At 73.1% G+C, this 20,400-nt stretch carries 20 protein-coding genes; 11 read left to right on the top strand and 9 right to left on the bottom strand.

Translation table 11 applies throughout. The annotated features are described in order from the left end of the window. Positions 1-39: 39 nt before the first annotated feature. From ACLE50_RS15040 to infC, 4 genes are all read right to left on the bottom strand, one after another. Positions 40-867: a TrmH family RNA methyltransferase gene (locus ACLE50_RS15040; RefSeq protein WP_410944155.1), complete on the bottom strand. Its 828-nt coding sequence runs from the start codon at positions 865-867 to the stop codon at positions 40-42. A gap of 2 nt (positions 868-869) precedes the next feature. After that, positions 870-1,256 (bottom strand): 50S ribosomal protein L20, encoded by a 387-nt coding sequence (gene rplT / locus ACLE50_RS15035; protein WP_410944154.1) that lies wholly within the window; start codon positions 1,254-1,256, stop codon positions 870-872. Positions 1,257-1,332: 76 nt separating this feature from the next. Continuing rightward, complete coding sequence (gene rpmI / locus ACLE50_RS15030) at positions 1,333-1,527, bottom strand: 50S ribosomal protein L35 (protein WP_410944153.1); 195 nt, start codon at positions 1,525-1,527, stop codon at positions 1,333-1,335. 116 nt (positions 1,528-1,643) lie between these two features. Further along, a complete protein-coding gene (infC, locus tag ACLE50_RS15025) occupies positions 1,644-2,183 on the bottom strand; it encodes a translation initiation factor IF-3 (protein WP_458788558.1) in 540 nt (179 codons plus the stop codon). A gap of 556 nt (positions 2,184-2,739) precedes the next feature. Between infC and ACLE50_RS15020 the strand changes: the two genes are divergently transcribed. Continuing rightward, entirely contained in the window at positions 2,740-3,612 is an 873-nt protein-coding gene (locus ACLE50_RS15020) for a glycosyltransferase (protein ID WP_410944152.1), read from the top strand. Between the two features lie 88 nt (positions 3,613-3,700). Here the strand turns inward: ACLE50_RS15020 and uvrA are convergent, their stop codons facing one another. Further along, positions 3,701-6,679 (bottom strand): excinuclease ABC subunit UvrA, encoded by a 2,979-nt coding sequence (gene uvrA / locus ACLE50_RS15015; protein WP_410944177.1) that lies wholly within the window; start codon positions 6,677-6,679, stop codon positions 3,701-3,703. A 438-nt stretch (positions 6,680-7,117) separates the two neighbouring features. Here uvrA and ACLE50_RS15010 point away from each other — a divergent pair, with 438 nt between their 5' ends. After that, positions 7,118-7,792 (top strand): MBL fold metallo-hydrolase, encoded by a 675-nt coding sequence (locus tag ACLE50_RS15010; RefSeq protein WP_410944151.1) that lies wholly within the window; start codon positions 7,118-7,120, stop codon positions 7,790-7,792. A 16-nt stretch (positions 7,793-7,808) separates the two neighbouring features. Here the strand turns inward: ACLE50_RS15010 and ACLE50_RS15005 are convergent, their stop codons facing one another. Next, the gene (locus ACLE50_RS15005; protein WP_410944150.1) at positions 7,809-8,624 is read right to left on the bottom strand and encodes a helix-turn-helix domain-containing protein; all 816 of its coding nucleotides are present in this window, start codon (positions 8,622-8,624) and stop codon (positions 7,809-7,811) included. A gap of 50 nt (positions 8,625-8,674) precedes the next feature. Between ACLE50_RS15005 and ACLE50_RS15000 the strand changes: the two genes are divergently transcribed. Beyond that, a complete protein-coding gene (locus ACLE50_RS15000; protein WP_410944149.1) occupies positions 8,675-9,145 on the top strand; it encodes a DUF2000 family protein in 471 nt (156 codons plus the stop codon). 10 nt (positions 9,146-9,155) lie between these two features. Here ACLE50_RS15000 and ACLE50_RS14995 read toward each other — a convergent pair whose 3' ends face one another. After that, positions 9,156-9,374 (bottom strand): type II toxin-antitoxin system HicB family antitoxin, encoded by a 219-nt coding sequence (locus ACLE50_RS14995; protein WP_410944148.1) that lies wholly within the window; start codon positions 9,372-9,374, stop codon positions 9,156-9,158. Positions 9,375-9,617: 243 nt separating this feature from the next. On the opposite strand from ACLE50_RS14995, the gene ACLE50_RS14990 reads away from it, so the two are divergent. After that, on the top strand, positions 9,618-10,943 hold the full coding sequence (locus tag ACLE50_RS14990; RefSeq protein WP_410944147.1) for an MFS transporter: 1,326 nt from the start codon (positions 9,618-9,620) through the stop codon (positions 10,941-10,943). A 92-nt stretch (positions 10,944-11,035) separates the two neighbouring features. Here the strand turns inward: ACLE50_RS14990 and ACLE50_RS14985 are convergent, their stop codons facing one another. After that, the gene (locus ACLE50_RS14985) at positions 11,036-11,314 is read right to left on the bottom strand and encodes a hypothetical protein (protein ID WP_410944146.1); all 279 of its coding nucleotides are present in this window, start codon (positions 11,312-11,314) and stop codon (positions 11,036-11,038) included. Continuing rightward, positions 11,311-12,690 carry an MFS transporter gene (locus tag ACLE50_RS14980; protein WP_410944145.1) on the bottom strand — a complete coding sequence of 460 codons (1,380 nt, stop codon included), beginning with the start codon at positions 12,688-12,690 and terminating at the stop codon, positions 11,311-11,313. Before ACLE50_RS14980 ends, ACLE50_RS14985 begins: the two co-directional genes overlap by 4 nt. 277 nt (positions 12,691-12,967) lie before the next feature. Between ACLE50_RS14980 and ACLE50_RS14975 the strand changes: the two genes are divergently transcribed. The 7 genes from ACLE50_RS14975 to ACLE50_RS14945 all read left to right on the top strand — a co-directional run bounded on the left by ACLE50_RS14975 (position 12,968) and on the right by ACLE50_RS14945 (position 20,381). Next, complete coding sequence (locus ACLE50_RS14975) at positions 12,968-14,137, top strand: hypothetical protein (RefSeq protein WP_410944144.1); 1,170 nt, start codon at positions 12,968-12,970, stop codon at positions 14,135-14,137. A gap of 19 nt (positions 14,138-14,156) precedes the next feature. Then, positions 14,157-14,651: a ribonuclease HI gene (gene rnhA / locus ACLE50_RS14970; RefSeq protein ID WP_410944143.1), complete on the top strand. Its 495-nt coding sequence runs from the start codon at positions 14,157-14,159 to the stop codon at positions 14,649-14,651. Between the two features lie 88 nt (positions 14,652-14,739). Next, the gene (locus tag ACLE50_RS14965) at positions 14,740-16,842 is read left to right on the top strand and encodes a prolyl oligopeptidase family serine peptidase (RefSeq protein WP_410944142.1); all 2,103 of its coding nucleotides are present in this window, start codon (positions 14,740-14,742) and stop codon (positions 16,840-16,842) included. 98 nt (positions 16,843-16,940) lie between these two features. Next, positions 16,941-17,159, top strand: coding sequence for a rubredoxin (locus tag ACLE50_RS14960; RefSeq protein ID WP_410944141.1), 219 nt, complete (start codon positions 16,941-16,943; stop codon positions 17,157-17,159). 15 nt (positions 17,160-17,174) lie between these two features. Beyond that, positions 17,175-17,942, top strand: coding sequence for a ribonucleotide-diphosphate reductase subunit beta (locus ACLE50_RS14955; RefSeq protein WP_410944140.1), 768 nt, complete (start codon positions 17,175-17,177; stop codon positions 17,940-17,942). A 275-nt stretch (positions 17,943-18,217) separates the two neighbouring features. After that, positions 18,218-18,682: an MSMEG_3727 family PQQ-associated protein gene (locus ACLE50_RS14950; RefSeq protein WP_410944139.1), complete on the top strand. Its 465-nt coding sequence runs from the start codon at positions 18,218-18,220 to the stop codon at positions 18,680-18,682. A gap of 10 nt (positions 18,683-18,692) precedes the next feature. Then, positions 18,693-20,381, top strand: coding sequence for a PQQ-dependent dehydrogenase, methanol/ethanol family (locus tag ACLE50_RS14945; RefSeq protein WP_410944138.1), 1,689 nt, complete (start codon positions 18,693-18,695; stop codon positions 20,379-20,381). The last annotated feature ends 19 nt before the right edge of the window (positions 20,382-20,400 follow it).

Below are 20,400 nucleotides of genomic sequence, written 5' to 3'. Positions count from 1 at the left end.
TCGATCCTAGAGGTGCGTCGCCACCCGGTTACGCCCAGGTCAGGCCCGTGCGGCGACGGTGGCGTAGAGGCAGACCGCGGCTGCGGTGGCGAGGTTCAGCGACTCCGCGCGGCCCGGGATCGGGATCCGGACGCGGTGGTCGGCGGCGGCCATCAGCTCGGGGCCGGGCCCGTGCGCCTCGTTGCCGAACACCCAGGCGACCGGGCCGGCGAGCAGCGCGGCGGTCGACGGGTCGTACAGGTCGCGCTCGCCCGCGGCGTCGGCGACCAGGGTGACCAGGCCGGCGTCGCGGCAGGCGCCGAGCACGCCGGGGGCGTCGCGGTCGCGGGCCAGCGGCAGGTGGAACACGCTGCCGGTCGACGCGCGGACGGCCTTGCCGTTGTGCGGGTCGACGGTGTCCCCGGCGAGCAGGACGGCGTCGGCGCCTGCGGCGTCGGCGACCCGGGTGACGGTGCCGACGTTGCCGGGGTCGGCGATGCCCGCGCAGACCGCGACGAACGTCGGGCTGCCGGCCAGCGCCGACGCGACCGGGACGTCGAGCACGTCGCAGACCGCGACGAGGCCCTGCGGAGTCACCGTCTCCGACAGTGCGGCGGCGGCCTTCTCGGTCACCGGCAGCACCCGGACGCCGCGGTCACGGGCGGCCCCGACGAGCTCGGGATGCCGCGCGGCGGCGGTGTCGGTGACGAACAGTTCGTGCACGGCGGCGCCGTCGAGTGCCTCGCGCACGGCCTGCGCGCCTTCCACGAGGAAACGCCCGGCCCGATCGCGCCCGGCGCGTCGCAGCAGCTTGCGGGCTGCGGCGACGCGCGGGGTGCGTTCGGTGCCGGGCGCTTCGGTGCCGTGCGATGCGGCGGAGCGGGTCACGCTCAGGCCGCGGAGGAGCCCTGCTGGGTACCGGCCGGCAGGTTCTCCTTGGCCACCTTGACCAGGGCGGTGAACGCGGCCGGGTCGCTGACGGCGAGCTCGGCCAGGTTCTTGCGGTCGACCTCGACACCGGCGGCCTTGAGGCCCTGGATCAGCCGGTTGTAGGTCATGTCGTTGGCGCGGGCCGCCGCGTTGATGCGGGTGATCCACAGCTGCCGGAAGTCGCCCTTGCGCTGGCGACGGTCCCGGTAGGCGTAGTTCATGGAGTGGAGCATCTGCTCCTTGGCCTTGCGGTACAGCCGCGAACGCTGCCCGCGGTAGCCGGCGGTCGACTCCAGCGTGGTGCGGCGCTTCTTCTGGGCGTTCACCGCGCGCTTCACGCGTGCCATGGGTTATCTCCTGGGGTACTGCGGCGGTCCCGGTGGGGCTCCGGGCGCCGGAAGGTCGAAAAAGGGCGGGAAGAGATCAGTGACCGAGCAGCTTGTTGACGCGCTTGACGTCCGGCTTGGCCACGTCGACCGTGCCCGACAGGTCGCGCTTCTCCTTGCGCGACTTGACCTCCAGGCGGTGCCGCAGGCCGGCCTGCTGACGCATCAGCTTGCCGGTACCGGTCTTGCGGACCCGCTTCGCGGTCCCCTTGTGCGTCTTGTTCTTGGGCATGGCGTATCCGTTCGGTGTCGGCCCCCGGCGGACCGGGGGTCGTGTCGGGCACTGCGTACCGTCCCCGAGGCCGTCCCGGACGGCGGTGGGCCGTGCGGTCCGGACGGGGCCGGCTCTCACGCCTCGGCGTCGGCCGGGGCGTCGGAGCTGGCGGCAGCGGCGGGCTTGCGACCCGGCTTCTTGGTCGGCGCCAGCACCATCGTCATGTTGCGACCGTCCTGCTTCGGAGCGGCCTCGACGACGGCCATGTCACCGATGTCCTCGGCCAGACGCTGGAGCAGTCGGTAGCCCAGCTCGGGACGCGACTGCTCGCGACCGCGGAACATGATCGTGACCTTGACCTTGTTGCCGCCCTCGAGGAAGCGGATGACGTGACCGCGCTTCGTCTCGTAGTCGTGCTTGTCGATCTTCGGCCGGAGCTTCTGCTCCTTGATCACGGTGAGCTGCTGGTTGCGCCGGGACTCCCGGGCCTTCTGCGCGCTCTCGTACTTGAACTTGCCGTAGTCCATGAGCTTGCAGACCGGCGGGCGGGCCTGACCGGCGACCTCGACGAGGTCGAGGTCGGCGTCCTGGGCCAGCTTGAGGGCGTCCTCGATGCGCACGATCCCGACCTGCTCCCCGTTCGGGCCGACGAGGCGGACCTCGGGCACGCGGATGCGGTCGTTGATGCGGGGCTCTGTGCTGATGGGGTCTCCCGAGAAACTCGCTGTTGTCGCTTAACCTGCTGCCGGCGACGACAAGCGAAGACCCGTGTTCGGCCGGCGGCACACACGTGCGCCGCGGACGGCCGGACCAGTTACCCGGACACCGTGGTGGCGGACCACGTGCACGACGCCGGGTGGGAGCGGGGCTCCACTTGAACGCCCGGTGCACACGTGTGAACGCAGCAACCGGGTGGTCGCATTCCCCAGGATAGCAGGACCGCCCCGGCGTCCGCAGGGGGTCACCCCGGGGTTCCCGTCCGGGCCCGCCGGGACGCGGTCGCGCCGAGGCACCGGAGGGCTCCGATCATCGCGCCGCACGGCCGGTTGTGCACCACCGTGTCCCGAATCGGCGCTTTTGCCGCATCGTACCGACCGTTCGGCGTGTCGATCCTGGCACGCAGGCAACCGCACGCGGTTCGCTCCGGTGGCAGAGCCGTCAGAACGACATCCGCCCGCACCCCACCGCGCCCGACAGGGCCGCGGTCCGACCGTACGAAGAGGAGCCCCCGTGCTCACCCAGCACGACACTCCGGTGCTCTCCGTGTGCATCCCCGTGTACCAGGGCGCCGAGCATCTCGAGCGGACGCTGCACAGCGTGCTCGAGCAGGAGGTCAGGACACCCGACGGCGGCATGGAGGTCGTCGTGCGGGACAACGCCTCCACCGACGGCTCGGCCGACGTGGTCGCATCCTTCGACGACCCCCGGATCCGGCTGGAGCGGGCGACCGAGACCGTGCCGATGGCGGAGAACTGGACCCGGACGATCGAGCTCGCCCGCGGGGAGTTCGTCAAGATCGTGTGCGCGGACGACGTCGTCGCCCCCGGATCGCTGGCCGAGCAGGTCGAGCGGCTGCGGGCCGACCCGCACCTCGCGCTGGCCGTGGGCCGGACCGACATGGTCGACGACACCGACCGTGTCCTGTTCGCCGGACGGCACCTGCCGCGCTCGATCCTCGGGACCTGCGACGCGAACGACGTCCTGCGCACCGTGGTCCGGCACGGCGGCAACCCGATCGGCCCGCCCGCCGCGGCGATGTTCCGCCGCGCCGACTTCGACGCGATCGGCGGCCTCGACCCCGAGCTGCTGTTCACGATGGACCTGGACCTGTGGGTCCGGCTGCTGCGTCACGGGAACCTGCACGGTGACCGGCGCACCGCCGCCGGGTTCCGCATCCACCCCGGGTCGGCGTCCGCGGCCACGAGCAAGGAGCAGTTCGCCACCCAGCGGGAGTTCACCCGCCGGCTGGTGGCCAGCCCGTACGCGTCGATCCGCAAGCGGGACCGCGCCATCGGGACGGTCGGCAGCTACGCCGCCCTGGCGCGCCGGTACGGCCTGTTCGTCTACGGCACCCTGCGCCGCCCCGCGGACGCCTCGGCCTGACCGCCCCGGCGGCGACCCACTCCGGACCGGTGGCGCACCGGGCGGTGCGCCACCGGGGTGCCGGAACCCCGGGCCTGCCGAGCTCCGCTCAGCCGGTCGCGGCCTTGGTCCGCCGCCGGGTCGCGGTGGTCTTCGCGGCCCCGCCCGCGGCAGCACCCGACGCCGCGGCGGGCTTGCGGGCCGGGCGGCGCTTCGGCGGCGTCGCGTCCGGCGTGACCAGGTCGGCGAGGAACCGGCCGGTGTGGCTCTCCGGGACCGCCGCGACCTGCTCCGGCGTGCCCTGCGCGACGACCGTGCCGCCGCCCGAGCCGCCCTCCGGGCCCATGTCGACGACCCAGTCCGAGGTCTTGATGACGTCGAGGTTGTGCTCGATGACGATCACCGTGTTGCCCTTGTCGACCAGACCCTGGATCACCGCGAGCAGCTTGCGGATGTCCTCGAAGTGCAGGCCGGTCGTCGGCTCGTCGAGGATGTAGACCGTGCGCCCGTTGCTGCGCTTCTGCAGCTCCGAGGCCAGCTTCACGCGCTGCGCCTCACCGCCGGACAGCGTCGGCGCGGGCTGGCCCAGCCGGACGTAGCCGAGGCCGACGTCGACCAGGGTCCGCAGGTACCGGGCGATCGAGGTGATCGGCTCGAAGAACTCGGCCGCCTCCTCGATCGGCATGTCCAGGACGTCGGCGACGGTCTTGCCCTTGTAGTGGACCTCCAGGGTCTCCCGGTTGTACCGGGCGCCCTTGCAGACCTCGCACGGGACGTAGACGTCCGGCAGGAAGTTCATCTCGATCTTGATCGTGCCGTCGCCGGTGCACGCCTCGCAGCGGCCGCCCTTGACGTTGAACGAGAACCGGCCCTCGGTGTAGCCGCGGACCTTCGCCTCGGTGGTGGCGGCGAACAGCTTCCGGACCTTGTCCCAGACCCCGGTGTAGGTGGCGGGGTTCGAGCGCGGCGTCCGGCCGATCGGCGACTGGTCCACCCGGACGAGCTTGTCCAGCTGGTCGACGCCGGTGATCCGGGTGTGCCGGCCGGGCACCTGGCGGGCGCCGTTGAGCTTGTTCGCCAGCACCGTGGCGAGGATGTCGTTGATCAGCGTCGACTTGCCGGACCCGGACACCCCGGTGATCGAGACGAGGCCGCCGAGCGGGACGTCGACGTCGATCCCGCGCAGGTTGTGCTCGCGCGCACCGACGATCGTCAGCGTCCGGTCCCGGTCGAGCTCACGGCGCTCGGGCAGCGGGATCGACTTGCGCCCGGACAGGTACGCACCGGTCAGCGACGTGTCGTGTGACTCCAGGTCCGCGACCGGCCCGGAGTGCACGACCTTGCCGCCGTGCTCACCGGCACCCGGCCCGATGTCGACGGCCCAGTCCGAGGAGCGGATGGTGTCCTCGTCGTGCTCGACGACGATCAGCGTGTTGCCCAGCTGCTTGAGCCGGGTCAGCGTGTCGATCAGCCGCCGGTTGTCGCGCTGGTGCAGCCCGATCGAGGGCTCGTCGAGCACGTAGAGCACGCCGACCAGGCCGGAGCCGATCTGCGTGGCCAGCCGGATCCGCTGCGCCTCACCACCGGACAACGTGCCCGCGGCCCGGTCCAGGGACAGGTAGTCCAGCCCGACGTCGAGCAGGAAGCCCAGCCGGGCCTGGATCTCCTTGAGCACCGCGCCGGCGATCATGGCCTGACGCTCGTCGAGCACCATGCCGTCGAGGAAGCCGGAGCACTCGGCGACCGACATGTTCGAGACCTGCGCGATCGACCGCTCCCCCAGCGTCTCGTGCGGGAGCGTGACCGACAGGACCTCCGGGCGCAGCCGGGCGCCGTCGCACGCCGGGCAGGGGATGTCGCGCATGTAGCCCTCGTAGCGCTCGCGCTGCGACTCCGACTCGGTCTGCTCCAGGCGCCGCTCCAGGAACGGCATGACGCCCTCGAAGTTCGCGTAGTAGGAGCGTTCGCGGCCGTAGCGGTTGCGGTAGCGCACGTGGACCTGGTCGTCGCTGCCGTTCAGCACGGCCTTCTGCGCGCCCGCGGGCAGCTTGCGCCAGGGGGTGTCCATCCGGAAACCGACCGCCTTGGCCAGCCCGGACAGCAGCCGGCCGAAGTACTCGGCGTTGTGCCCGCTCGACCACGGCGCGATCGCGCCGTCCTCCAGCGACAGGTCCGGGTCGGGGACGACCAGCTCCGGGTCGACCTCCTTCTTGATCCCGATACCGGAGCAGGCGGGGCAGGCGCCGTAGGGCGAGTTGAACGAGAACGTGCGCGGCTCGAGGTCGTCGACGGCCAGGGTGTGCCCGTTCGGGCAGGCCATCTTCTCGGAGAACCGGCGCTCGCGGTGCGGGTCGTCGTCGGGCAGGTCCACGAAGTCGAGCACGACCAGGCCGTCGGCCAGGCGCAGCGCGGTCTCCACCGAGTCGGTGAGGCGCTGCTTGGCCGTCGCCTTGACCGACAGCCGGTCGACGACGACGGAGATGTCGTGCTTCTCCTGCTTCTTCAGCTTCGGCGGGTCGGACAGCTGGTGGACCGTGCCGTCGACCAGCACCCGCGAGTAGCCCTGGGACTGCAGGTTCGAGAACAGGTCGACGAACTCGCCCTTGCGGGTCCGCACGACCGGGGCGAGCACCTGGAACCGGCTGCCCTGCTCCATCTCGAGCACCTGGTCGACGATCTGCTGCGGGGTCTGCTTCTCGATCCGCTCGCCGCAGACCGGGCAGTGCGGGATGCCCGCGCGGGCGTAGAGCAGCCGCAGGTAGTCGTGGATCTCGGTGATCGTGCCGACCGTCGACCGCGGGTTGCGGTTGGTCGACTTCTGATCGATCGAGACCGCCGGGGACAGGCCCTCGATGAAGTCGACGTCGGGCTTGTCCATCTGCCCGAGGAACTGGCGCGCGTACGCCGAGAGCGACTCGACGTAGCGCCGCTGGCCCTCGGCGAAGATCGTGTCGAACGCCAGGCTGGACTTGCCGGAGCCGGACAGCCCGGTGAACACGATCATGCTGTCGCGGGGCAGGTCGATGTTGATGCCCTGCAGGTTGTGCTCGCGGGCACCGCGCACGACCAGCTTGGGCCCGCTCGGCACCGGCGCCGCGCCCGGGGACAGGGCGGAGCCGGAGTCGTGGCCCTCGGTGCTGTGGTCGCTCACGGTGCAGGCCTCCTGGGGGTGGCGTGGTGTCCGGACGGACCCGGCTGGGACGCCCGCGGGACCCGGAACATTCCCGGGGAACGATCCCGGAGAGCATTCGCGGGCCGTGCGTGCGGGGCGCACCGCCGCGGGCTCCCGTGCGGGATTCCCGTGGTCGTCGCGTCCGGAAACCGATGCTAGGTGCGACCACCGACACGAATGCGCCGAGCCGGGGAGCGCGGGCGGTCGGGTCGGTGGGTGCACGGCCGTACGCGACGGTCGGCACCGACCCCGAGACTACTCGCACGCATGTTCGATCATGACTGCGGGGTACCCCCGTACGACCGGCGGGTTCACCCCACCGCGGGTGTCGGTGCGGGCCGCTACCCTCGCGCCGTGGACGTCCTCGATAACTACACCGGTCACGTCGAGCCGGGCGGTGCGGCGCTCCGCCGCGACCTCGACAGGATCAGCATCAGCAAGCTGTCGGTCGGCGAGATGGACAACAACGCCTACCTGCTCGTCTGCAAGTCCACGGGTGAGGCGCTGCTCGTCGACGCCGCGGCCGACCCGGCCCGCCTGGCCGACCTCATCGGCGCGACCGACGAGCGCCCCGACCTGCGGCACCTGGTCACCACGCACCGGCACCCCGACCACTGGCAGGCGCTCGGCGCCGTCGCGGGGATGTTCGAGCCGAGGCTGATCGCGCACCCGGACGACGCACCGGAGCTGCCTGCACCGATGGACGAGTTCGTCGACCAGGGCGACACCATCGAGTTCGGCGACGTCGAGCTGGAGGTGATCCACCTGCGCGGGCACACCCCGGGCTCGATCGCGCTGCTCTACCGCGGCGAGGACCGGCCGCACCTGTTCACCGGAGACAGCCTGTTCCCCGGCGGCCCCGGCAAGACCGGGACGCCGGAGGAGAACGCGCAGCTGCTGGCGGATCTCGAGGAGCGGGTGTTCGACCGGCTGCCCGACGACACCTGGTTCTACCCGGGCCACGGCGACGACTCGACTCTCGGCGAGCAGCGGCCGCACCTGCAGGAGTGGAAGGAGCGCGGCTGGTAGCCGGGCTCGTCCGGCGTCAGCCCGGCCGAACCGTCGCTCGCCGGTAGCGGCCGGGTGTGACGCCGGTCAGCCGGACGAAGCGCCGGTTCAGGTGGGACTGGTCGTGGAACCCTGCGGCGGCCGCGGCCTGCGCCGGCGGCAGGCCGTCCAGCAGCAGTGCCCTGGCGCGTTCGACACGGCGACCGTCGAGGTAGCGGTGCGGTGGCAGGCCGAACCGCCGGGAGAACGCCCGGACCAGGTGGCCCGGGTGGGTGTGCAGCAGGCGTCCCGCCTCGTCGAGGGTGAGTCCTTCGACGACCCGCGAGTCGAGCAGGTCGCGGAGCCGCTCCGCGGGGCCGTCGGCGACCGGCACGGTCTCCCGGGCGGGATCCAGGTGCCGGGCCAGCCGTTCCCCGACCAGCGCCAGGCGGCTCTCCGCGTGCAGATCCTCGCCGTCGGTCGTCAGCACCCGGTGGAGCTGCTCCAGACGGCGTCGCAGCACCGGGTCCGCGACGCCGGGGCGGTCCACGGCCGGCCCCACGCCGTCGCGGCCCGGCTCACCGACCCCCAGGACGTGCGGATCCAGGTACAGGACCCGCTTGCGGAACCCGGTCCCGGCGGCCGCCCGTCCGTCGTGCGCAACACCAGGCGGCAGGAGCGTCACCGGGGCCTCCTCGGTCCCGTGCGCCCGGCGGTCGAGGTCGTAGCGGACCGCGCCCTCGTCGACGATGAGCACCGTCCACGTCGAGTGCGCGTGCATCGGGTAGCGGTGTGTGACGAAGCGGGCGTGCAGCACCTCGGAGACGCCCGGCACGTGCGCCGGCCGCCAGGCCCGGACCGCCTCGGCGGACATGTGAGGAACGTACAAGACCGGGTCGGGCCGCGCCGTCAGGATCGACGGGCATGACCACCTCCAGCGACACCGACACCGACACCGACACCGACCAGCACGTCACGATCTCCGCCCGGCCCGCCACGAAGATCGCGATCGTGCTGCGCGACGACCTGCACGGCTGGCAGGTCGCCAACGTGACCGCGTTCCTGGCCGCCGGTGTCGCCGCGGGTGTCCCGGAGCTGATCGGCGAGCCCTACGCCGACGCCGACGGCACCACCTACCTCGCGACGTTCGGCCTGCCGGTGCTGGTCCGGGCCGGCGACGCGGGCGCCCTGGCCGCCTGCCGGGCCCGGGCCGCCGACCGCGGGCTCCCCGTGTCGGTGTTCACCTCGGCGATGTTCCGGACCGGCAACGACCACGACAACCGGGCCGTCGTCGCCGCGGAGCGGGGTGCAGATCTGGATCTGGTCGGACTCGCGGTGCACGGACCGCGCAACGCCGTCGACAAGGTGCTGAAGGGCACGTCGGCCCATCCGTGACGGTCGCCGCTCAGGCGGCGGGGACGATCACCGCAGCCATCGCCGTGGCCGGCGGGACGGGGTCGCCGTCGGCACGCAGCCCCTCGACGTGCATCGAGATCGCCTCGGTCATCAACCGCAGGCACTCGTCGTAGTCGCTCGCCGCGGCGACGCAGCCGGGGAGATCGGGGCTCCACGAGCTGAACCCACCGGCCTCGTCGCGCTCGACGACGACGACATATCCGCTCACGACGTCCTCCAGTCGATGCCTGTCTGCCTCAGGATGCTCCGCTCGGTTCGCGGGTGCAAAGCGTCGCCGATGCCAACATGCCGTCCCGATCACGGTCCCGTGCACGCTCTCCCGCCTCGTGGGACACCACGAGTCCAGCGTGTAACGGCCCGCCCCGAGCCCTTGAGCGCCCGCTCCCCCGCTGCCTACGTTCCGGCTCCCACACCAGATGCGCGGGCGGACGGCGCCCGGGGACGGAGCCCGATGGGCGGCAGCGGCAGCACGGACCGGAGCCCGGGGCGGGTCGCCCTCGCGAGCTTCCTGGGCACGACCGTCGAGTGGTACGACTACTTCCTCTTCGGCACCGCCGCCGTCCTGGTGCTCAACCGGCAGTTCTTCCCGTCGCTGAGCCCGGCGGCCGGGACGCTGGCCGCGTTCGCGACGTTCTCGGTCGCCTTCGTCGCCCGCCCGCTCGGCAGTCTGGTGTTCGGGCACTACGGCGACCGGCTGTCCCGCAAGAAGATGCTGGTGTTCTCGCTGGTCGGTATGGGCGCGGCGACCGTCGCGGTCGGGCTGCTGCCCGGCTTCGGGACGATCGGGGTCGCGGCGCCGGTCCTGCTGGTCACGCTGCGGCTGTTGCAGGGCATCGCCGTCGGCGGCGAGTGGGGTGGTGCCTCCCTGATGGCGCTGGAGCACGCGCCGGAGGGCCGGCGCGCGTTCTACGCGAGCTGGGCGCAGGCCGGGGTGCCCGCCGGGACGGTCCTGGCGACCGGTGCGTTCGCGCTGGCCGGGCTGCTGCCCGACGAGCAGTTCGACGCGTGGGGCTGGCGGATCCCGTTCCTCGCCTCGGCGCTGCTGATCGGCGTCGGGCTCTGGATCCGGCTGCGGATCGAGGAGTCCCCCGAGCTCGCCCGCGCGCACGCCGAGCAGGCCGCCGCACCCGAGCCGGCCCCGCCACCGCTGCTGGACGTGCTGCGCGACAACAAGAAGGCCGTGCTGATCGGCGCGCTGTCGGTCGTCGGTGGCAACACCGTCTACTACCTCGCGACGGTCTACATGCTCTCTCTCGGCCCGCAGACGTTCGGCTTCCCGCGCTCCACCGTGCTGCTCGCGATCATGGCTGCGGCGATCGTGGACGTCGCGGTGATGCCGTGCGTCGCTCTGCTCGCCGACCGGATCGGGCGGCGCCGGCTGCTGCAGCTCGGCGCGGTGCTGGGGATCGTCGTCGGTGTCCCGATGTTCGCCGCGTTCGAGACGGGCACACCGTGGGGCATCCTGCTGGCGACGATGCTGGCGCTGCCGATCGGGCACGCGTTCTCCAGCGCCGTGGTCACCAGCTACATCCCGGGCCTGTTCCCGGCCGGGGTCCGCTACACCGGTGCCGGGCTCGCGTACCAGGTCAGCGGCATCATCGCCTCGGCGCCGGCGCCGTTCATGGCGACCCTGCTGTTCTCGGTGACCGGCTCGTCGCTGACCGTCGGCGCCTACCTGTCGGTGGTGTCGCTGGTCGCGCTGGTGGCGATCACCGTGGGGCCGCGGACGTCGCTGGACCGCGACGTCGCCGCGGAGCCCGCGCCCGCCCCGGTCTGAGCGTCCCGGTCCGAGCGGACCGGTCCGGCCCGAGCGGGCGGGATCCCGGCGGCCCCGATACGAGCGGCCCCGATCAGACCGACCAGGTCCGGTCAGTGGCCCGGCGCGGCCGGCCGCTCGAGGCCCGCGTCGTCGAACAGCTCGGCCCACCGGTCGGCCGGGAGCCGCTGCGGGGACTCCGCCCAGGCCGCGGCGACGGCGGCGGGCAGCAGGTCGGTGCCGAGCAGGCCGGCGTCGTCGAGCTCGGCGAGCAGCTGCGGGGTCCGCGCCGGGCCGACCCTGGCCGCGGCGGCGTCCCACTCGGCCGGGGTCAGCGGGCGGTCGCGGTCGAGCAGCGCGTTGACCGTGACCTCGTAGAGCCCCTGGCTCACAGCTCCTCCAGCGCCCGCCCGGTCGACCGCGGCCCGAGGATCCCGACGTCCAGGCACAGCAGCACGATCAGCACCGCGGAGCCGGAGAACACCGCGACCGGACCGGCCGAGGCGAGCAGCGGCACCGCGACGAACGGCATCACCGCCGCCGTCGCCCGGGACATCGCGTAGGCGATGCCACCGGCGGTCGAGCGGATCGCCGTCGGGAAGATCTCGGCCTGGTAGATGTGGAACGCGTTCGAGAACACGTTGCTGGCCATCGTCAGCAGGAACCCGGCCAGCACGACGACGACCGGGGTGCCGCCCGCGGCGAACACGATCCCGAGCACGCCGATCGCGACGGCCGAGCCGATGATCAGCCACTTCCGCTCGACGCGTTCGACCAGTGGCACCGACAGCAGCGATCCCAGCGGGTAGCCGGCGAAGCTCAGTGCGGCGTAGCCGAGGGACTCGACGACGTCGTAGCCCTTGCTGACCAGCACCAGCGGGGCGAGCGTGCCGAACCCGTAGTAGGCGACCGTCTGCAGGATCTGGAAGATCACCAGCATGATCGTGCGGGTGCGGTGGACCCCGGAGAACGCGGTCCGCACGACCTCGGCGGTGGAGCGGGTGACCGGGCCGTTCGACTCGACGGGCACCGGCGGCGTGTCCGGGGCGCCTGCCTTCGCCGCGACCGAGCGGGCGACGGCGAGCGCCTGGTCGGGGCGGCCCATCAGCTCCAGCCAGCGCGGCGACTCCGGCAGCACCCGGCGCAGGACCAGCACGAGCAGCGCGCCGAGCGCACCGGCGACCAGCAGCCAGCGCCAGCCCTCGACGCCGGCGATGTCCTGCGCGGCGACGAGCTTGCCGCCGAGCAGCGCGGCGACCGGAACGCCGACGAACCCCACGGTGTAGGCCCATGCGGTGTAGCGGCCGCGGGCGCGGCGCGGCAGGAACTCGGCCAGGTAGGTGTCGACGAGCACCAGCTCCGCGCCGAGGCCCAGCCCACCGAGGAACCGCAGCACCACGAACCAGCCCAGGTCCGGGGCGAACGCCGCCGCCAGCGAGAACACCGAGTACAGCAGCAGGTTGACCAGGAAGATCTTCCGGCGGCCGAAGCGGTCGGCGGCGATCGACAGCAGCACCGCCCCGACGAACATCCCGAGGAACCCCGACGACACGACCGCGGCCTTGCCGAGCGAGCTCAGCGCCCACTCCTTGGCCAGGATCGGCGCGAGCACCCCGCCGAGGAACACCTCGTAGAGGTCGAAGAACGTGCCGAGCCCGACGAACACCACCAGCCGCCGGTGCCAGGCCGAGAGCGGGAGCGCGTCGAGCAGGCCCGCGCTGCCGGAGTCCACCGCCGCCGGTCCCGCTGCCGCCCCGCCTGCGCTCATCCTGCCGCCTCCCGTTCCGCCCGCGGCCGTCGCCGACCGCGCATGATCGCGGCGACGCTAGGTCACGGCGCGCGACGACGGCCACCCGCCGTCCCGCGGGCTGGGAGCACCCCACGCGTCGACGACCGGCACGAGGGCCGCGCCGCACGGACTCCGGGAACAGGCCACCGGCGGCCGTGGCGACCACGGACGGTCACCGCGTGGAAACGACCGATCGCCGTGACTGCTCCGAACGGAGGCTGTGCCCGGTCCTCTGTCGACCTAACGTCCCGCGACGATGAGCGCTCCCCACGCCCACGACCCCCGCCCGTCGCCACGCCCGCGCGCCGGGACCGGCCACACCGGTCCCGGCGGGACCCGCCCGGCGGAACGCGACCAGGCCGGTCCGGGCGTGCTCGACGAGCCCTCGGTGCCGGGGCCGCGCACCCACCCCGGGGCCCCGGCGTCCGGAGAGTCCGCGTACGCACCCGGGCCGCCGTCCGCGAACCCGGCGATGCTGGACCTCCCGGTGCAGTGGCAGCGCTCCCCCGCCACCGGCCCGTCCCCGACCGGCGAGACCGCCACGCCCGGTGCCGGGGCGATCGCTACGACCACGACCGAACCGGTGTCGCGGGAGCCGGGCTTCGGCGACCGCATGGGGCCCGCGCACACGCCACCGCTGCCCTGGCCCGCCGTCACCGACGACGACGTCCCGGATCCGCCTGCCCGCCGGCGCCTGCCGCGTCCGGGCCGCCGCGCACGGTCCGCGGGGCGGCACGCAGGGACCGCGGGGCTGCGCGGCCGGGCAGACGGCGCGGGTCTGCGCGGCCGGGCAGACGGGCTGCGCAGCCGTGCCGACGGGCTGCGCGACCGCGCGGCGGGGCTCGGGCACCGGCTCCGCGGCACCGACCTCGGCGCCCTGCTCCGCCCGTCCGGCTCGCCGGTGTCGCTGCGTACCGCGGGCATCGGCGTCGCCGCCACCCTGGCCGTGGTGACCGGTGTGGTCGTCGCCGCGTCCACGACCGGCGGGAACGGCGCGCCCGCGGCCCCCGGGGACGACCCGGGCGTCGCCGCGGCGGTGCCCACCGACCTGGCCGACGGCACCACCGCGGCGGACCCGGCGGCGTTCGGCGCCGTGCCGGGGTTCCGGACACCGTCGGGCAACATCGCCTGCCGGCTGGACGGCAGCGGTGCCCGCTGCGACGTCACCAACCGCACCTGGACCCCACCCACCGACGACTGCCCGGTCGGCGACGGCACCGACGCCGGTCTGGTGATCAACGGCGGGTCGGCGCGGGCGTCCTGCGGCGGCGCCGCCGTCGGCCCCGGGACCGCCGAGCTCGGCTACGGCGAGCGGCTGACCCGCGGCGACGTCACCTGCGTGAGCCGCCGCGCCGGCGTCGAGTGCCGGGACGGGCGCACCGGGCACGGCTTCACCGCCGCCCGGGCGTCGTACCGGATCTACTGAGCGGCTAGCGTCACCGGCCGTGACGGCGGTCGTGGAGATCTTCACCGACGGTGCCTGCGTCCCGAACCCGGGACCGGGCGGCTGGGGCGCCGTCCTGCGCTACGGCGCCCACGAGCGCGAGCTGCACGGCGGCGAACCGTCGACGACGACCAACAACCGGATGGAGCTCACCGCCACCATCCGCGCGCTGGACTGCCTGACCCGGCGCTCGGTCGTCCACGTGCACACCGACTCCACCTACGTGCGCAACGGCATCACCCAGTGGCTGCCGCGCTGGCGCAGCCGCGGCTGGCGCACCGCCGCCGGTGAACCGGTGAAGAACGACGACCTGTGGCGCGAGCTCGACGCCGCCGTCGGCAGGCACGACGTCACCTGGTTCTGGGTGAAGGGCCACGCCGGGCACCCGGAGAACGAGCGCGCCGACCGGCTCGCCGCCCGCGGCTGCGAGGAGGCGGGCGGCCGCGCCGCCCCGGCGCGTGCGAAGGCACGGACCAAACGCCCCGCGAAGCACTGATACCTGGACAGCGCTGACGCCGGGACAGCACTGATACCGGGACAGCGTTGACACCGGCGAAACCGGTGATCGGATAGCGTCCGGCCCCGTGACCGAGACCCCCGACTCGTTCCCCCGCCTGCACGCCCGCACCCGCCGGTTCTCCCTCGGCGTCCCGCGTGGCTTCACCGTCTCCCCGGACGGCGCGCGGGTGGTGTTCCAGCGCAGCCGCTCCGGCACCGACCCCGTCACCTGCCTGTGGTCGCTCGACGCCGCGACCGGCGAGGAACGGCTGCTCGTCGACCCCGCCCAGCTGGACGGGCTGCCCGGCGAGGAAGACCTCCCCGCCGCCGAACGCGCCCGTCGCGAACGGGTCCGGGAGCAAGCCGGCGGCGTCGTCGGCTACACCACCGACGCCGCCGTCGAGACCGCGGTGTTCGCGCTGTCCGGGCGGCCGTTCGCGGTGTCGCTCACCGGTGACCCGGCCCCGCGGGCCCTGGACGTCGGTGACGTCGAGGCCGTCGTCGACCCGCGGATCGACCCCACCGGGCAGCGCGTCGCGTTCGTCGCCGACCGTGCCCTGCACCTGCACGAGCTGTCCACCGGCGAGACGACGGCCCTGCTCACCCCCGACTCCGACCACGTCTCCTGGGGCCTGCCGGACTTCGCCGCGGCCGAGGAGATGGGCCGGACCCGCGGCTTCTGGTGGTCACCGGACGGCCGGTCGCTGCTCGTCGCCCGGGTCGACGAGGCCCCGGTCGCGCGCTGGTGGATCGCCGACCCGGCGCACCCCGACCGCGCCCCGCACGGCGTCCGCTACCCCGCCGCGGGCACCCCGAACGCCGTCGTCGGGCTCGAGGTCGTCAGCCTCGACGGCCGCCGCACGCCCGTCCTCTGGGACGCCACCGGCTACGAGTACCTGGCCGCCGTCCGATGGGACGACCACGGCCCGATGATCACCGTGGCGCCCCGTGACCAGCGCGAACTGGTCGCCCTGGCGATCGACCCGGGCAGCGGGGCGACGACCGCGCTGCACGAGCAGACAGACCCGGTGTGGGTCGACGTCGTCCCCGGCGTCCCGGCGCGCACCGCATCCGGGGTGCTGGTGCGGACCGTGGAGGACGGCGACACCCGCCGTCTGGTCGTCGGCGACGACACCGTCACCCCGCCCGGGCTGCAGGTCCGCGAGGTGCTCGCCGTGGACGGGGAGACCGTGCTGTTCCGCGGCTCCACCGACCCGACCTCGACGGCGCTGTACCGGGTCACCGCCGGAGCGGACCCGGAGCTGCTCTCGCCCGCCGACGGCCTGCACAGCGGGGTCGCCGCAGGCGGCACCCTGGTGCGGCTCTCGCAGGACCTGACCTCCGCGCCGCACGCCGTGGTCGTCACCGCGGACGGGGAGCACCCGGTCCTCGGGCACGCCACGGACCCCGGCCTCGACCCTGACGCCACGTTGCACACCTTCGGCGACCGCGAGCTGCGCACCGCGGTGTTCCTGCCGTCCGGGCACGTCCCCGGCACCCCGCTGCCGGTTCTGCTCGACCCCTACGGCGGCCCGCACGCCCAGCGCGTCGTGCAGGCCCGCAACGCCCACCTGACCAGCCGCTGGTTCGCCGAGCAGGGGTTCGCCGTGCTCGTCGTCGACGGCAGCGGGTCGCCCGGGCGCGGGCCCGCGTTCGAGCGGGAGATCCACGGCGACCTCGCAGGCCCGGTGCTCGACGACCAGGTCGCCGCCCTGCAGGCCGCCGCCCGCGAGTACCCCGACCTGGACCTGACCCGGGTCGGCATCCGCGGCTGGTCGTTCGGCGGGTATCTGGCCGCGCTCGCGGTGCTGCGCCGCCCGGACGTGTTCCACGCCGGGATCGCCGGTGCCCCGGTCACCGACTGGGCGCTCTACGACACCCACTACACCGAGCGTTACCTGGGCCTTCCCGGCAGCGCGCCCTACACCCGCTCCTCGATCGTCGACGACGCCGCGCTGCCGCCGTCCGACGAGCGCCCGGTCCGGCCGCTGATGGTCGTGCACGGCCTCGCCGACGACAACGTCGTCGCCGCGCACACCCTGCGGCTGTCCTCGGCGCTGCTCGCCGCGGGCCGCCCGCACCGCGTCCTGCCGCTGTCCGGGGTCACGCACATGACCCCGCAGGAGGTCGTCGCGGAGAACCTGCTGCGGCTGCAGGTGGACTTCCTGCGGGAGTCCCTCGGCGTCTGACCCACTTGCGGCCGGCCACCGCGTGTGGCTCCCTGGTCACCGAGCGACGGCCCGCCGATGCCGGTGGGCCGTGACGGCGACGGAGCCGTGGGAGCCCCATGACGACACGCGACGGCGGGACGGCCGCTCCGGCCCGCCTGTGGATCTGCGAGCCCTGCGGTTTCGTGTACGACCCCGAGGAGGGCGACCCGGACGGCGGGATCGAGCCGGGCACCCCCTTCGAGGACATCCCGGACGACTGGATGTGCCCCATCTGCGGGGCCACCAAGTCCGACTTCCGCGAACTCGAGCCGGGTGAGGCGTTCCCGGGCGTGTGAGGACGGTGCGGTCCCATGGCCATGATCGGCAACTTCGAGCACTTCGTGACCCTCGCCGAGTCCCTGCAGTGGGACGAGACGGAGATCGACTTCTCCGCGGACCGGGCGGCGTGGCCGTCGCTGACCACGGCCGAGCACGAACGGATCCTCGGTCTGGTCGCCGGGTTCTGCGTCGCCGAGACCGCGGTCGCGACCCAGCTGGTCCCGTACCGGGAGGCGGCACCGGAGCCGTCGATGGAGGCCGCGTTCCGCGCCCAGGCCCGCGACGAGGCCCGGCACGCCCGGTTCTTCGAGCGCGTCGCCGCGGACGTGGCCGAGGTGCCCGGCGACACCACCGCCGAGCGGCTCGACGTGCTGCGCGAGCGCGTCCGCCCCGAGCTCGTCGAGCTGTTCGAGGAGCAGCTGCCCGACACCGCGCGGCGGCTGGCCGAGGACAGTTCCGGGCTGACCGCGGCCGTCGGGCTCTATCACATGATCATCGAGGGGGTCGTGCTGCTCGCGGGCCAGCACGCCATGCTCGACGCGCTGGAGAGCGCCTCGGTCGCGCTGCCCGGGCTGCGCAAGGGCATGGAGCTGGTGCTGCGCGACGAGCGCTGGCACATCGGGTTCGGCTCGCGGATCGTGCAGACCTCCGAGGTCGGCCAGGAGACCGCCGCGGAGCTGGTCGAGCAGGGCGAGAGCGCCGCGAAGATCTGGGGCGACCTGATCACCGCCGAGGCGATCGAGACCGCCGTGCGGCAGCACCGGCGCCGGCTCAAGGCGTCGGGCATCAAGTTCTGGTGACGCAAACTGACATCTGAACAGTCCGTCATACGTATTTCCCGACCGTCCGAAAAGCACGGACGGGACGCGCGCGGGTTTCGACGCACTGTCGAACACCCGGACGCATCCCATGCCTCTGACCTGCGGATCGATGCAACCCGACCTGCAACTCCGCCGTTCGGAGCATTTCGTGATCATGTGTCAAAAATGACCATGTTCCGCACCTTGACGCTGTGTTCACCGTGGTGTGAAAGTGATCACGTCTCCGCCGACAATCGTGCTCGGGAGGAATGTCAATGACGACGACCGAAGGGGATCGCGCGGCCGAACTGAACGCCGCCGGCCTGGACGGCCAGAACCGCACCGCCCTCGGGCGGCTGCTCAACACCGGAAGCATCGGCTACGCCGAGGAGGGCTCGGACGGCGTGCTGCGCGCCACCGTCCGGATCCCGGAGGACGAGCTCCGCTACGACCCCTCGATCCTGATCCTCCCGCACGGCGGCGCCATCGAGCTCACGCTGATCAACGACGACAAGAACACGCACTGCGCGGTGCTCCCGAGCAACGGCGACCCCAAGTTCATCTGGCTGGTCAACCACGCCAAGGGCACGGCCACCCTCGACCTCGACGGTCCCGGCACCTACTACTACGGCTCCGCCAGCGGCAACGACGAGGGCCGCGGCCTGACCGGCGCCATCGTCATCGGCGGCGAGGTACCCGACTCCGCGAAGCTCGACCGTCCACCGCAGCCGCGTCCGTGAGGAGCACCCGATGACCGACTACGTCGACGCGGGCGAGGCGATCCCGCACGCGCAGCTCAGCAACGTCAAGGGCGTCGCGCCCGCCACCACGAACGTCGACTACGACCGCATCCGGGCGGCGTCGTCGGAGCCGGAGAACTGGCTCACCTACTACGGCACCTACGACGGGCAGCGCTACAGCACCCTCGACCAGATCACCACCGACAACGTCCGGCGGCTCAGCCCCGCGTGGGTGTTCCAGGCCGGCGCGGTCGGGATGCAGTCCGGCGCGTCGACCTACTCGTTCGAGGCGTCGCCGATCGTCGTCGAGGGCGTCATGTACGTCTCCGGCCCGGACGGGCGCGCCTGGGCGATCGACGCGCGCACCGGCGAGGAGCTGTGGCGCTACAAGCACGCCTCGCCCTACGACGTCTCACTGTGCTGCGGCAACGTCAACCGGGGCCTCGCTGTCGGGCACGGCAAGGTCTACATGTACACGCTCAACGCGCACCTGATCGCGCTCGACGCGACGACCGGGGAGAAGGTGTGGGACGTCGTCAACGGCGACGTCCGCGCCGGGGAGAGCGGCTCGGTCGCCCCGCTGATCGTCAAGGACATGGTCATCTGCGGCAGCGCGGGCGGCGAGTTCGGCGTCCGCGGGCACCTCGACGCGTTCGACGCGCACTCCGGGGAGCGCCGCTGGCGCTGCTACACCGTCCCCAAGCCCGGCGAGCCCGGCTCGGAGACCTGGCCGGACGACGGCGAGGCCTGGCAGCGCGGCGGCGCGAACTGCTGGGTGACGCCGACCTACGACCCCGAGCTGGAGCTGCTCTACCAGGGCACCGGCAACCCGGCCCCGGACTTCGACGGTGCGGTGCGCCCGGGCGACAACCTCTACACCGACTCCACGATCGCGGTGGACGTGAACACCGGCGAGATCCGGTGGCACTACCAGTTCACCCCGCACGACCTGTGGGACTACGACTCCACGATGGAGAACATCCTGTTCGACGCGCCGGACGGGCGGAAGCTGCTCGCCCACGCGGACAAGAACGGCTACTTCTTCGTGCTCGACCGCACCGACGGCGCGCTGGTGCGCGTGTTCCCGTTCGTCGACCGGATCACCTGGGGCGAGATCTCCCCCGAGGGCAAGGTGACACCGAAGATCTATCCCGACGAGGAGGGCGTCCCCGTCCACTTCTGGCCCGGCCCGGCCGGCGGCAAGGAGTGGACGCACATGTCCTACAACCCGCAGACGGGACTGATCTACATCCCGGTGCAGGAGGTCGGGGCGACCGCGACCCGGCGGCGCCGCGAGTTCAAGGAGTCGATCCCGTACTGGGGTGCCGGCGTCGCGGTGGACATCGAGGACTTCTACGGCTTCGTCTCCGCCGTCGACCCGCTCACCGGCGAGGAGAAGTGGCGCTGGCGCAACGAGTACCCGATGTGCGCGTCGAACGTGACGACCGCGGGCGGCCTGGTCTTCCAGGGCACCCCGACCGGCGAGTTCGTCGCCCTCGACGCCTCCACCGGCGAGAAGCTGTGGTCGTTCCAGTGCGGATCCGGGCACCACTCGAGCCCGACCGTGTTCAGCGTCGACGGCCGCCAGTACATCGCCGTCCCGACCGGCTGGGGCGGCTGGATCGAGGGGTTCCTGCCCGGACTGCTCGGCGCCGCCGCCGGTGACGCGCTGTTCTGCTTCGCCCTGCCCGAGGACTGACCTGCCCCAGCACCGACAG

This window comes from Pseudonocardia phyllosphaerae (assembly GCF_046546475.1).
In the GTDB taxonomy this organism is placed as follows: domain Bacteria; phylum Actinomycetota; class Actinomycetes; order Mycobacteriales; family Pseudonocardiaceae; genus Pseudonocardia; species Pseudonocardia phyllosphaerae.
The sequence above is the reverse complement of the archived record's forward strand: the minus strand, read 5'-3'. Positions and strand labels throughout refer to the sequence as shown.